The organism is Pseudomonas aphyarum (assembly GCF_028657055.1).
GTDB lineage: Bacteria > Pseudomonadota > Gammaproteobacteria > Pseudomonadales > Pseudomonadaceae > Aquipseudomonas > Aquipseudomonas aphyarum.
This window is the reverse complement of sequence record NZ_JAMDGS010000003.1, coordinates 139,961-153,009: the sequence shown is the minus strand read 5'-3', so window position 1 is coordinate 153,009 and position 13,049 is coordinate 139,961. Positions and strand designations below refer to the sequence as shown.

The window sequence follows — 13,049 nt, the reverse complement described above, 5'->3', positions numbered from 1 at the left end:
GGGGGTAACCTGCTGTAAATTCGGGAAAAAGGAGCGCGCAGTGGCGAGTCCGTGCGGCCGCGCGCAGCCCGGAAAAGCTAAAACATCGGGGCCTGGGTGTCTGACATGGGAAGCGGGGACAAGCCCCGTGACCGGACAGTCATGGCGTCGATCCGCGGGAACCGAGAATCGACGCCGATGTCGCCTCAGAGCCGACGTTTGCGGTTGAGCGTCGGTATGGTGGTTTGCGGGACTTCTACCTGTTTGGCCTGGTCCGAAGTCTGAGCCGCCAGCGCGGCCAGGGTCGGCTGGCTAAACAGCGTCCGCGCATCGACGTGCAGCCCGGCCTGACGCATGCGCGCCACCAGACTGACCGCCAGCAACGAATGCCCGCCGAGTTCGAAGAAGTGATCGTTGCGTCCGACCTGCTCCAGTTGCAGCACTTCGGCCCAGATCTGCGCCAGCCGGATTTCGACTTCGCCCTCGGGCGCCTCGTAGCGGCGACTGAGCACCGCCTCTGCCCCCGGTGCCGGCAAGGCTTTGCGGTCGACCTTGTCGTTGGGGGTCAGGGGCAATGCGTCGAGTTTCACGTAAGCACCCGGCGCCATGTACTCCGGCAAACGCTCGAGCACATGGGCACGCAAGGTTTCGATAGGAGGCGCGTCGAAGCCTTCACGCACGGTGAAATACGCCACCAGCCGCTCGTCCCGCACCAGCACCACCGCTTCACGCACCGCCGGGTGCTCGATCAACCGCGCTTCGATTTCCCCCGGTTCCAGACGCAGGCCGCGCAGCTTGATCTGGAAGTCGTTGCGACCGAGGAATTCGAGGTTGCCGTCCGCCTGGTAGCGCACCAGATCACCAGTGCGGTACAGGCGATCACCGGCCACAAACGGGCTGTCGATGAAACGCTCGGCCTGCATGTCCGGCAACCCCAGATAACCCCGCGCGACCCCGACCCCGCCGATATGCAAGTGACCGCTGACACCGAACGGCACCGGTTGATCGTGGGCATCCAGTACATAGAGCCGGGTGTTGCTCAGGGCCTCGCCGATCGGCACCAGGGTTTCCGGCACCGGTTGATCAGGTTCCAGCGTCCAGCCAGTGCTGTCGACCGTGGTTTCGGTCGGGCCGTAGACGTTGTGCAGACGCACCCACGGCAGGCGTTCGCGGACGCGCCGGGCCAGTGCGGCAGTCAGTTCACCGCCACCGTTGAGCACGTCGGTCAGGCTGGTGCACTGGCTGACATCGTCCTGTTCGATGAACTGTTGCAGCAGCGCCGGCACGAACTTGACCACGGTGATCTGCCGTTCACGAATCACCTGAGTCACATAGGCCGAATCGCGGTTGCCGTCGGGACGCGCCAGCACCAGCCGCAGGCCGGAACACAGTGGCCAGAAAATCTCCCACACCGAACTGTCGAAGCTGAACGGCGCCTTCTGCAACAGCGCGCCGTGCTCGGTCGGCGGGCTGATCTGCGAGCCCCAGTGAACCATGTTGCAGGCGCTTCGATGCTCGATCATCACGCCCTTCGGCGTGCCGGTGGAGCCCGAGGTGTAGATCATGTAGGCCAGGTTTGAAGCGCTCAGACCCGGTACTTGCAGGTTTTCAGTCGATGCGCCCTGCCAAGTGCAACGGTCGAAATCGATGACCGGCACACCCGGATCGCCCAACAGATTTCGGGTAGTTTCGTGTACCAGCACCGCCACCGGGGCGCTGTCCTGCAACATGTAATGCAATCGATCCAGCGGATAGTCGGGATCCAGCGGCACATACGCGCCGCCGGCCTTAAGAATGCCGAGCAGGCCGACCACCAGATCCAGACTGCGCTCGACGCAGATCGCCACCCGAGAATCGGGCTGCACACCGTGCTCGCGTAGATGATGCGCCAGACGGTTGGCCTGTTCGTTCAGCTGGCGATAGGTCAGTTGATGCTCGCCAGCCTGCAACGCGATGGCGTCGGGCTTGCGTTGCACTTGTTGCTCGAACAACACCTGAAGCGGCTGATCGAGCGGGCAATCGACTTCGCTGGCATTGAATTCGACCAGCAGTTGCTCAAGCTCCGTCGCCGGCAGGATCGGCAAGCGATTCAGCGGCTGTTGCGGGGTTTGCTCCAGCGCATCCACCAGTGCCTGCAACGCGGTTTGCACGTAGTCGCCGATGCGCTGGGCACCGATGCTCATCAGGGTGCGCGTGGTGATCTGCAAGGCGCTGCCCAGATCATCAACGCTCAGGGTCAGCGGGTAGTTGGTGCGCTCTTCATTTTCCAGGGTCTGGATACCTTGCCAGGCTTGGTCCGACGCCGACTCCTGCGCCTCAAGGTCGGTGTGCCGATAGTTGAGCAACGCACTGAACAGCGGCGCCGGTGACGCAACGCCGCTGCAACGCTGGGCCAGCGCCAGTGACGCATGTTCGTGCCCGAGCAAGTCGGTCAGTCGGGCGTGGGTGAGCAGCACCGCATCGCGCACGCCTCGATCCATATCTACTCGCAGTGGCAAGGTGTTGATGAACACCCCCAGCGCCCGGTCTGCGCCCTCGCCGCCTTGCATCCGGCCCATAAAAACGCTGCCGAACACCACGTGTTCCTGCCCCGACGTCGCCGCCAGTACCTGCGCCCAGGCCAGGTGAATCAGGCTGGCCACGCTGACGCCCGCCTGCCGCGCCTGAAGGCGCAAGCGGCGATCCAGTTCCGGTGCAAGAGTTCGCACGGCTTCGTCGATACCGCGTCCGTCGCCCTGCACATCCTGCAAACCGAACGGCAAGGTCGGCTCGTCGATGTCGGCGAGCATTTCGCGGAAGAACGCTTCATGTTCCTGTTCGCTGACACCGAGCCGGGTCTGGGCCACGTAATTGCGATACGGCACCGCTGGCGGCAGCGGTTCATCGAGCCCCAGCAGGTTGGCGCGCATTTCATGGCGCAAGACTTCAAGCGCGATGTGATCCAGCGCCAGGTGATGGAACAACAGAATCGCCACGATCCGCCCGTGAGCCGGGTCGCGGGCATACATCAGCCGGATCAGCGGCGCCTGACTGACGTCGATGCGATAACGCCGGGCATCGAAGCGCGCGTGCAGTTGCGCAAGAACATCGCCCTCCGCCGGATCGAGCATGATTTCCTGCACCGGTAGTTGGGCTTCGCGCCAGACCACCTGCACCGGAGTGGTCAAGCCCTCCCAGACCACCGCAGTGCGCAGGATATCGTGCCGCACCATGACCTGACGCAACGCCGCCGCATAGGCCTCGACCCGCTCGACGCTGTCGAACGCCAACTGCGACTGCAGCAGGTACGGATCGCCCTGCGCGGCGGTGATGTGGTGATAAAGGATGCCTTCCTGCAACGGCGCCAGCGGATAGGTGTCCTGCACGTTGGCCGCTCCGCCCGGCACGGTGGCGATGATCCGGTCGAGGGTGGCCTGATCCAGTTCTACCAACGGCAACAGGTCCGGAGTGATCCACGTGCAACCTGGCGGAATACGGTTGGCCGGCACTTCGACCTCGCGGCCACTGCCCACCGACGCGGCCAGTGCCGCCAATGTCGGCTGGCCGAACAGCACGCGCACATCGCTGCTCATGCCGAGCTGCCGCATGCGTTCGATCAGATTGACCGCCAGCAACGAGTGCCCGCCCAGTTCAAAGAAGTGATCGTGACGCCCGACCTTTTCGACTTGCAGCACCTCCGCCCAGATCTGCGCCAGGAGGATTTCGACGTCGCCTTGCGGGGCTTCATATTCACGGCGGATCAACGCTTCCGGCCCCGGCGCCGGCAGCGCATGACGATCCAGTTTGCCGTTGGCCGTCAGGGGCAACGCCGTCAAACGCACGTAGGCCGATGGCAGCATCGCGCTGGGCAGACGGGTCTTGAGGTGAGCATGCAGCTGCGTGATATCCAGCGGCTGGCGTTCGGTGAACCAGGCCAGCAACTGCCCGTCGCGCACCTGCACCACCGCATCGCGCACGGATTCATGGCTGCTCAACGCCGCTTCGATTTCACCGGGCTCGATGCGCACGCCACGGATTTTCACCTGATCGTCGTTGCGCCCCAGGTACTCGAGGGTGCCGTCCGGGCGCCAGCGTGCGAGGTCGCCAGTGCGGTACATCCGCGCGTTGGGCTGGCGGCTGAATGGATCGTCGAGGAAACGTTCGGCGGTCAGCTTTGGGCGGTTGAAGTAACCCCGCGCCACACCGGCGCCACCGACGTACAACTCGCCGGGAACGCCAATCGGCACCGGACGCTGTCGGTCATCCAGCAGATAGGCCGTGGCATTGCTCACGGGTTTGCCGATGTGCAGCGTCCGGCCCGGTTCGATTCGGCCCGAGGTGGCGACGACTGTGGCTTCGGTCGGGCCGTAGTTGTTGATCACCGCGAACGTCTGCTCGCGATTGAACTGGCGCAGGCGATCGCCGCCGATCAGCAGTGTGCGCAGGGTCGGGTGTTCGAGGTGGCGGCTGAAGGCGTACTCGGCAATCGGGGTCGGCAGGAAACTCACGTCCAGCGGTTGCGTACGCCACCAGTCGAGCAGCGCGTCGATGTCTTCGCCGCCGTCACGAGACGGCGCCAGGTGCAGGGTCGCGCCGGCACACAGCGCGGGCCAGACTTCCCAGGCCATGGCGTCGAAGCCGAAGCCGGCGAGGCTTGAGGTGTGGCGACCGGCACACAGATCGAAGGCCGAGCAGTGCCAGTCGACCAGATTCGATAACGTGTGATGCTCGACCATCACGCCTTTGGGCTGACCGGTGGAGCCGGAGGTGTAGATCACGTAGGCCAGGTGCGCGGTGGTCAGTCCCGAGACGTCGGGGTTGAGATCGTTGATCGGCCAGCCGCGCGAATCGATTTCGATCAGCGGCACGTCCAGCACCGGCAAGCGTTCGCGCAGATCGCGCTGGGTCAGGACCACGACCGGAGCGCTGTCGCTCAACAAATAGCTCAAACGTTCCGCAGGATGGGCCGGATCGACCGGCACATAAGCGGCGCCGGACTTGAGGATCGCCAGCAGCGCGACCAGTGTGTCCAGCCCTCGGCGGGCGACCAGCGCCACGCGGTCGTCGGGTCGTACACCGAGCCCGATCAAATGATGGGCCAGGGCGTTGGCCTGTCGGTTCAGCTCGGCATAGGTCAGCCGCTGCCCCTGGGATTCTGCCGCCACCGCATCCGGTCGCGTCGCCGCTTGCGCTTCGATGCGTTGGTGAATGGTCAGGTCTTTAGGGAATTCAATGCGTGTGTCATTCCACTGCTGCAACAGCGCCGATTCGGCCGGCAGGCTCAGGTTGAAATCGTCCAGCACCAGATCGACATGTTCCAGGCCCTGTTCCAGCACAAGCAACAGACGCCCCGACAACGCTTCGATCTCATCGGCGCCGAAATAGGCTTCGTTGTACACCATGTACAAACTGTCTTTGTCGTTGTTGAGGGTGCTGAGCAAATGCACTGAAAGCGGCGTGCCCTCCTCGTGGTTCGAGACCTTGATGACCCGTGCCTGAGCGTCACCGTAGCGGTACTCGTGAACATCCTGCTCGTAAGACACCGTCAGTTCGAACAGTTGGGAGCGATCCTCGCGCAGCAGGCCCAACGCGCGATTCATTTCGCTCAGGGGGAAACGCTGATGGCGGAAATCACGCTTCAGCTCATCGCGAATCGCCGTGATCAATTGACCGAACGACAGGTCACGACCAAAGCCCATGCGCACTGCACTGACCTGGGTGAACAGACCGAGCGTGGACTTGAATCGCGCGCCGGAGCGGTTGAGCAGCGGCACGCCCACCACCCATTCGTCACGCTGGGCGGTTCGACTGAAATACACGTGCAAGGCCGCCAGCAACACATGAAACGCCGACCCGCCGTATACGCGAGCCACGTGCTTCATGCGCTCGTGCAACCGTGCGGGAAAGGCCCGGGAGACGATCCGGGTCGGGGCCGCGTTGCCGGCAAAGCGCTCTTGATAACGGGGCAGCAATAACGGCTCGGGAAGGTTGCGGTACTTGTCCAGCCAATAGGCCCGGTCGTGGGCATAACGTGCGGACTGGTAATACCGCGCATCGTCGTGGATGAAATCGATATAGGACGGCGCCGAATCGGGCAGCTGTTGCCCAAGCGCCAGCGCGTTATAGAGCTCGTCGAGCGACTTGAGCATCTCGCCAAAACCCCAGCCGTCAACGATCAAGTGATGGGCGAGGATCGAGAGCCAGTGATGGTCGGCATCGAGGCGGATCAGGAGAAACCGGAACAACGGCCCGCCGTCCAGTGTGAACGGCTGCTCGATGCGTTCCTGAATCAGCCGGCGTGCCGCGGACTGTGGATCGGGTTGCGTGCAAACGTCATGGATCGGCATCGGAGCCGGCAAGGATCGCGCAAAGCGCTGGAGGGGCAACCCGTGTTGGCCGGCCCCCGGCAACAGAATCGTGCGCATGGCGTCATGCCGGGCCACGAGCCCTTCAAGCGCTGCCTGCATCAACGCCGGATCCAGCGGCCCGGTCAGTTCGACATAACCACCGATGTTGTACATCGGCGAATTTCCCTGGCGCAGTTGATCGAGCCAGATGTCGCGCTGGGCAGCCGTCAGCGGGAAGGCCTCGGAAATCGCGGACAGACCGTCCGCCGCGTCGGCAGCAAATTGGTTCATAAGATCCATCTCACGTGATTTGGCGCGTATTCAAGCATCGGCCCCGAAACCGGCGTGACACGTGAAACCCGGACAACCCTGTCCACTTCGTACCGGCCTGCGAGCCATCAGGGCCGGATAAGTCAGCGATCCCCCTAAAAGTTCGGAAAGAAATGGCTGAAAATCCTGTAGGACAATCGCCACTCGCTGCTACCGACTAGCGCCTCGCAATTGTGGGACGCGGCGGCTCAAGCCCCGGATTTCGGGGTTCGCACTAGACCGTACAGTCATGGACTACGTGACCTTACACATTGATCTGACAGAAACGTGACGCCATTTTTTCGGAAATGGTGGCACTTTGTGTCCCTGTTTTCCCCTACAGACGTAGGACAAATGCATGGGCTTAAATCCCGCTCCAGATCGATTTCAAGGAGAAAGGACTGGGTGGGCGTTTCACGGGTGCATGCACGGCAGACGATTCGGCAATGGCTCTAAATCAAGGATGACAAGGATATGAATCTGACCGGCAGTCTTCGCAACATGGAAAATCCGCACTTTTATTGGCAGTTGGGGGAGTTGATCGCCAGCACCGGCAACGAGCGTTTTGCCACCAACATGTTCCAGCTGGTCGACAACCTCGTGCCGGTCAATCGCGTCCATCTCAGTGAGTGGACCCTGGATGAACGGGAGTCCAGCGTGGTCGAGATCAAGGCGTTGGGCAGTGCCGGTTTGCCCGACACCTTCCCGCCCCCGGATCCGTTGCAGCACCCGGACGACCACCCGCTGCTGCAACAGATGATCGAGATGAACGACTCGCTACTGATTCAACTGAAAGCCTCGCTCCAGCATCGACACCCGCACCACAGCGTTCACCAATGCAATCTGGTGTCCCGCACGTCCAACCGCCGTTGCGTCATCTCGTTCTACCGCCCCCACACGCATCGGGTGTTTTCCCTGCCGGAGCTGTCGTTCCTCAAGCGCCTGTCCGACACCCTGTTGCCCTTGATCGAGCGCCACGCGCACATCAGTCGACAAGCCATCGCCCGCCAACCCCGCGCACCACAAGCCGATAAACCCCAGACGCCGTTGCAACAGGTGTTCGACGAACGCCTGGCGTTGGGCGACATCACCTTGTCGGTGCGCGAGAAAGAAGTCTGCCTGGGTCTGCTGACCGGCGGCACCGTGCCGCAGATGGCAGAAAAGCTGCGGGTCAAGAACAGCTCGATCGAGACCTACCTCAAGCGCGCAGCCGCCAAACTTGGGGTCAGCGGGCGACACGGTCTGGCGAAATGGATGGCCGGGGCCTGATCCGGCGTTTTTCTCATCATGGGCGCCCGGCGTCCGCTCTCATTCGTGAACGAGGCTGTTTGATGTCCAGGTTGCCGATTTCCCTGCTGTCCGCCGCGCTGCTGCTGGGCGGTTGCTCGTTGATTCCCGATTACCAGCGACCGGCATCGCCGAGCGCGGCGCAGTATCCGCAAGGTCCGGCGTATGCCGCGCAATCCCCGGCCACACCCAGCGTCGAGGACTGGCGCGCGCTGTTCAATGACCCGGCATTGCAGCAATTGATCGAAAGCGCGTTGGTCAACAACCGTGATCTGCGGGTGGCCGCGCTGAACGTCGAGGCGTTTCAGGCGCAGTACCGCATCCAGCGCGCCGATCTGCTGCCGGCGGTGTCGGCCAACGCCAACGAACTGCGTCAGCGGGTGCCGTCCAGCGTGACCCGCACCAAGGCGGCGATCACCTCGACCTATTCAGTGAACCTGGGCATCAGCGCCTATGAACTGGACTTCTTCGGCCGGGTGCGCAGCCTCAGCGAGCAGGCGCTGCTGACCTGGCTGTCCACCGAAGAGGCCCGGCGCAGTGCGCAATTGAGTCTGGTGGCCAACGTCGCCAACGCCTACCTGACCTGGCGTGCCGATCAGGAGTTGCTGGCGCTGGCCCGGGAAACACTGGCCGCCGACGAACGAAGCCTGCACCTGACCACCCGCAACCGCGAGGCCGGCAAGTCTTCGGCGCTGGATCAGATTCAGGCGCAGACCAGTGTCGACAGCACCCGCGCGAGCCTGGCCCGTTATCAGCGTCAGGTCGCCCAGGACTTGAACAGCCTGACGCTGCTGGTGGGCGCGCCGGTGCCCGAGCACCTGCCGGCGCGTCCGCTGGACAGTGATCTGGTGGCAACCGTGCCGGCCGGTTTGCCCTCGGATCTGCTGCAACGCCGGCCGGACATTCTCCAGGCCGAATACAAACTGCGCGCCGCCAATGCCAACATCGGCGCGGCGCGGGCGGCGTTTTTTCCGAGTGTCAGCCTGACCGCCAATGCCGGGACATCCAGCCGCGATCTGTCCGGGCTGTTCAAGGGCGGCTCCGGGGCCTGGACGTTCCAGCCGCAGATCAACCTGCCGATCTTCAACGCCGGCAGTCTGCGCGCCAGCCTGGATTACGCGAAGCTGCAAAAAGACATCACCGTCGCCGAGTACGAAAAGACCATTCAGACGGCATTCCAGGAAGTGTCCGACGGACTCGCGGCGCGCCAGACCTACGAACAGCAACTCCAGGCCCAGCGTGATCTGGTGCAGGCGACCCAGGATTACTACGACATGGCGCAGCATCGTTATAGAAGCGGCGTCGACAGCAGCCTGACGTTCCTCGATGCCCAGCGTTCGCTGTTCAGTTCCCAGCAAGGACTGATTACCGACCGGTTGGCGCAACTGGTGGCGCAAGTGAACCTGTACACCGCGCTGGGCGGTGGCTGGAGCCCGGTCGAGCCGCTTCCGCCAGCACCTTGAGTCATTTTTTCTTACACCTTTTGTCGCCAGATCCCACATTGCCCGGCGATCCAAAACCGGCGCAGCGGATCATTTTGGTATCATGCGCCGCTTTTACGGTTAACCCGCCCGCCTGTCCTGCCGACTGGCGGGCTCCAAAGGGCGGTATGAAATGACGGCTTTGTTGACTCGCCGCAAGGTGCTTGCGGGAATGGGCGTACTCGGTCTCGGCCTGCTCGCCGGCTGCGACACCCGCGGCGAACTGTCGTACAAGTACGGCAAGGATCTGAGCGACAAGATCCTCGGACGCACCTTCAAGCTCAAGGACACCGAAGGCAACACCGTGTCGCTGTCGAGCTTTCGCGGCCTGATGCCGATGATCTTCTTCGGTTTCACCCAGTGCCCGGCGATCTGCCCGACGACGCTGGCCCGCGCCGCGAAAATCAAGAAGCTGATGGGCAAGGACGGCGACATCCTGCAAGTGGTGTTCATCACCCTCGACCCGGAACGCGACACCCCGGAAATCCTCGACGCCTACGTCAAGACCTTCGATCCAAGCTTCGTCGCGCTGTACGGCACCCTCGAAGAAACCAAGGCCACCGCCAAGGAATTCGACGTGTTCTACGAAAAAGTCCCTGCCGGCGACACCTATACCCTCTCCCACACCGCCACCAGTTATGTCTACGACACCCGGGGCAACTTGCGTGTGGGCCTGTCTCAATCGCTTTCTGCACAAGAGTGCACGGAAGATTTGCTTACCGTCATGGAGGTCTGCTGATGAACCCTTTTCTGAACAACATCAAACGTGCCGCACTGGGCCTGTCCCTGCTGGGCCTGGCTTTCCAGGTATCGGCGCAGACAAAGGTCGACGACGCCTGGGTGCGTGCGACCGTGCCGAACCAGTCGGCCAGCGGCGCGTTCATGACCGTCACCGCCGACAGCGACAGCAAGCTGCTCAGCGTTGCCTCGCCAGCGGCCAAGGACGTGCAGATTCATGAGATGACCATGAAGAACGACGTGATGAGCATGGGCCCGGTGAAATCGGTCGACCTGCCGGCGGGCAAAGCCGTCAACTTCGACCCGAATGGCTACCACGTGATGCTGATGGGCCTGACCGCTCAATTGAAGGAAGGCGACAGCGTGCCGCTGACCCTGACCGTGGAAAACGCCAAGGGCGAAAAGGAAACCGTGGAAGTCAAAGCGCCGGTCAAGGCGCTGACCATGGAAGGCCACGATCACAGCAAGATGCATTGATCGCTGACTGACAGATACACGGCTTCAAAAAACAACAGGGGCGGCATGATCGATGATCATGCCGCCCCTTTTGCATATGGATGTCAGACCAGTTTCAATTCGACCTCGATATTGTTGCGCGTGGCCTTGGAGTACGGGCACACCTGATGCGCCGCATCCACCAGCTGCTGCGCCGCGCCGCGCTCCATACCCGGCAGGCTTACATTCAGTCGCGCCTGCAGGAGATACCCTCCCGAATTAGTGCCCAGGTCCACTTCGGCATCCACCGCCAGGTCCGCTGGCAGGCTGATTTTCTGCTGCCCCGCCACCGCTTTCATCGCGCCGATGAAACACGCCGACCAGCCTGCGGCGAACAGTTGTTCCGGATTGGTCCCGCCGCCACTGGAGCCGGGCGACGACAGTTTTACATCGAGGATCCCGTCGGAACTGCGCGATGCGCCGTCACGTCCGCCGGTGGTGTGGGTTTTCGCGGTGTAGAGGACTTTTTCGATCTGACTCATGGCGATCTCCTGAATGAAAAACAGCAGATTGTTCACTCGGCGCCTCCCGTCGCATCCTTGAGGTGCGCCACCCGTTTCACACAGCCCTCTCACTATAGACGCGGGTTTGCCACCCACTCGGCCGGCGGACGTGCGGGCGCACAGACCGTCGACGACCTCGGCAAAAAAAATTCCTGGAGTCCAGCCTCCTCACCTCGACTTCATGGAAAGCGTGCTTTACATCAGCAAAAGCTTCGACGACTATGTAAAGCGTCTTTTACATAGGAGTTTGGACATGAACCGATTCAACCGAGAGATGGCCGCGGCCATGGTCCTGTACGCAGTGGTGCTGCTGGCATCGCAATTCGCGCTGATTTATCTGGCGGATGCCAACGTTTACCTGCGCGGCGTCATCGTGCTGATACCCATGATTCCGGTCGGTTTGTTCTGCTGGACGGTCGTACGTGACATGCGACGTCTCGACGAAATGTATCTGCGTATCCAGTTCGAAGCCCTCGGCTTCGCATTCGCCGCCTCGGCCCTGCTGACCTTCACTTACGGTTTTCTGGAAACGGTGGGCGCCCCGCACATCCCGTGGCTTTGGGTCTGGCCGGTGATGGGCGCGATGTGGATGGTCGGCCTGCGCATCGCGCGGCGCCGCTACCAATGAAGAACCGGCTCAAGGAACTGCGCGCCGAGCGCAAGTGGTCACAGGTGGATCTGGCCGAACGACTGAACGTTTCGCGCCAGACCATCAATGCGATTGAAAACGAACGCTACGACCCGAGCCTGCCTCTGGCATTCCAGATTGCCCGGGCGTTCGAGATGCCGATTGAGAGCATCTTTGATGACTCGGTGAATTGATACGAATAGCCCGCCCGTCAGCGCGTGCTGCCGGGCGGACTGTTCAGAAAAAACGAGTGTTCAACTCCCCGCCCCGCCATGGGCCTCTTCAAAGAAATAATCCTTCCAGCTGTCCGCCTTGTTTTTCAGCACGCCCAGCTCCTGCAATTTCTCTGCATAGATAAAGGTGCGTTGCGGCACCACGGTGAAATCGATTTCCGGGTCGGTGACGATTTTCTCCACCAGCGTCAGCGGCAGTTTCGACTGCTCGACACGAATGTAGGCTTGGGCCGCCGCAGGTTTGTCGGCTTTGATAATTTTCTCGGCCTCAGCCAGGGCGTCGTAGAACGCCTTGTAGGTTTTCGGGTTTTCGTCGTGGAATTTTTCAGTGGTGTAGAGCACGTTGAACGTGGCCTGGCCGCCGAGCACGTCGTAGGAACTGAGCACTTTATGCACGTTGGGATTCTGCAGCGCCTGATACTGGAACGGCGGGCTGGAGAAATGCGCATTGATTTCCGAGCCGCCGGCGATCAACGCGGCCGTGGCATCCGGGTGCGGCAGGCTGACGGAGATGTCGTCGAATTTCTTGTACTGGTCATTGCCGAATTCCTTGGCCGTTTCGATCTGCAGCGTGCGTGACTGGAAGCCCACGCCCGCTGCCGGTACGGCGATGCGATCCTTGTCGCTGAAGTCCTTGAGGGTTTTCACGTTCGGGTTATTGGTCAGCAGATAATTGGGCATCGAACCCAGCGAAGCGATGGCCTTGACGTTCTGCTTGCCCTTGGTGCGATCCCACACGGTGAGCATCGGCGGCACGCCGGCCGAGACCACGTCCAGCGATCCGGTCAGCAACGCTTCATTCATGGCGGTGGCGCCGGAAATGCTGTTCCAGTCGACCTTAATGTCCAGGCCCTGGGCCTTGCCGTGCTTCTCGATCAAGTGCTGATCGCGCACCACATCCAGAATCAGATAACCGATGCCGAATTGCTGGGCGATGCTGATCTTGCCTTCGGCTTGAGCGGTGTTGCCGAGTAGCGAACCAGCCAGCGAAGCCGCCAGCAGCGTCAGTGCAGAACGTTTGAACGGTAGGGCCATGACAACCTCGCAGTGATTTACCGGGAAATCTGTGA

At 62.0% G+C, this 13,049-nt stretch carries 9 protein-coding genes; 6 read left to right on the top strand and 3 right to left on the bottom strand.

The genetic code is table 11. The features are described from left to right. Window positions 1-185 precede the first annotated feature (185 nt). Window positions 186-6,596, bottom strand: coding sequence for a non-ribosomal peptide synthetase (locus tag M5G18_RS05790; RefSeq protein WP_273897250.1), 6,411 nt, complete (start codon window positions 6,594-6,596; stop codon window positions 186-188). Between the two features lie 492 nt (window positions 6,597-7,088). Between M5G18_RS05790 and M5G18_RS05785 the strand changes: the two genes are divergently transcribed. From M5G18_RS05785 to M5G18_RS05770, 4 genes are all read left to right on the top strand, one after another. Then, window positions 7,089-7,883 (top strand): helix-turn-helix transcriptional regulator, encoded by a 795-nt coding sequence (locus M5G18_RS05785; protein ID WP_273897249.1) that lies wholly within the window; start codon window positions 7,089-7,091, stop codon window positions 7,881-7,883. 62 nt (window positions 7,884-7,945) lie between these two features. Then, a complete protein-coding gene (adeC, locus tag M5G18_RS05780; RefSeq protein WP_273897248.1) occupies window positions 7,946-9,364 on the top strand; it encodes an AdeC/AdeK/OprM family multidrug efflux complex outer membrane factor in 1,419 nt (472 codons plus the stop codon). A 151-nt stretch (window positions 9,365-9,515) separates the two neighbouring features. Then, window positions 9,516-10,121 carry an SCO family protein gene (locus M5G18_RS05775; protein ID WP_007956879.1) on the top strand — a complete coding sequence of 202 codons (606 nt, stop codon included), beginning with the start codon at window positions 9,516-9,518 and terminating at the stop codon, window positions 10,119-10,121. Then, the gene (locus M5G18_RS05770) at window positions 10,121-10,597 is read left to right on the top strand and encodes a copper chaperone PCu(A)C (protein WP_007956880.1); all 477 of its coding nucleotides are present in this window, start codon (window positions 10,121-10,123) and stop codon (window positions 10,595-10,597) included. The genes M5G18_RS05775 and M5G18_RS05770 overlap by 1 nt, the downstream gene beginning before the upstream one ends. A gap of 83 nt (window positions 10,598-10,680) precedes the next feature. Here the strand turns inward: M5G18_RS05770 and M5G18_RS05765 are convergent, their stop codons facing one another. Continuing rightward, window positions 10,681-11,097, bottom strand: coding sequence for an organic hydroperoxide resistance protein (locus tag M5G18_RS05765; RefSeq protein WP_007956881.1), 417 nt, complete (start codon window positions 11,095-11,097; stop codon window positions 10,681-10,683). A 274-nt stretch (window positions 11,098-11,371) separates the two neighbouring features. On the opposite strand from M5G18_RS05765, the gene M5G18_RS05760 reads away from it, so the two are divergent. Then, window positions 11,372-11,746: a hypothetical protein gene (locus M5G18_RS05760; RefSeq protein WP_273897247.1), complete on the top strand. Its 375-nt coding sequence runs from the start codon at window positions 11,372-11,374 to the stop codon at window positions 11,744-11,746. Next, on the top strand, window positions 11,743-11,940 hold the full coding sequence (locus M5G18_RS05755) for a helix-turn-helix transcriptional regulator (RefSeq protein WP_273897246.1): 198 nt from the start codon (window positions 11,743-11,745) through the stop codon (window positions 11,938-11,940). The genes M5G18_RS05760 and M5G18_RS05755 overlap by 4 nt, the downstream gene beginning before the upstream one ends. Window positions 11,941-12,000: 60 nt before the next feature. Here M5G18_RS05755 and M5G18_RS05750 read toward each other — a convergent pair whose 3' ends face one another. Beyond that, on the bottom strand, window positions 12,001-13,014 hold the full coding sequence (locus M5G18_RS05750; protein WP_273897245.1) for an ABC transporter substrate-binding protein: 1,014 nt from the start codon (window positions 13,012-13,014) through the stop codon (window positions 12,001-12,003). Window positions 13,015-13,049 lie beyond the last annotated feature (35 nt).

What these genes read in the sequence shown, in the direction of transcription:
- M5G18_RS05790 (WP_273897250.1), bottom strand. Translation starts at nt 6,596, where the DNA reads ATGAACCAATTTGCTGCCGACGCGGCGGACGGTCTGTCCGCGATTTCC.
- M5G18_RS05785 (WP_273897249.1), top strand. Translation starts at nt 7,089, where the DNA reads ATGAATCTGACCGGCAGTCTTCGCAACATGGAAAATCCGCACTTTTAT.
- adeC (WP_273897248.1), top strand. Translation starts at nt 7,946, where the DNA reads ATGTCCAGGTTGCCGATTTCCCTGCTGTCCGCCGCGCTGCTGCTGGGC.
- M5G18_RS05775 (WP_007956879.1), top strand. Translation starts at nt 9,516, where the DNA reads ATGACGGCTTTGTTGACTCGCCGCAAGGTGCTTGCGGGAATGGGCGTA.
- M5G18_RS05770 (WP_007956880.1), top strand. Translation starts at nt 10,121, where the DNA reads ATGAACCCTTTTCTGAACAACATCAAACGTGCCGCACTGGGCCTGTCC.
- M5G18_RS05765 (WP_007956881.1), bottom strand. Translation starts at nt 11,097, where the DNA reads ATGAGTCAGATCGAAAAAGTCCTCTACACCGCGAAAACCCACACCACC.
- M5G18_RS05760 (WP_273897247.1), top strand. Translation starts at nt 11,372, where the DNA reads ATGAACCGATTCAACCGAGAGATGGCCGCGGCCATGGTCCTGTACGCA.
- M5G18_RS05755 (WP_273897246.1), top strand. Translation starts at nt 11,743, where the DNA reads ATGAAGAACCGGCTCAAGGAACTGCGCGCCGAGCGCAAGTGGTCACAG.
- M5G18_RS05750 (WP_273897245.1), bottom strand. Translation starts at nt 13,014, where the DNA reads ATGGCCCTACCGTTCAAACGTTCTGCACTGACGCTGCTGGCGGCTTCG.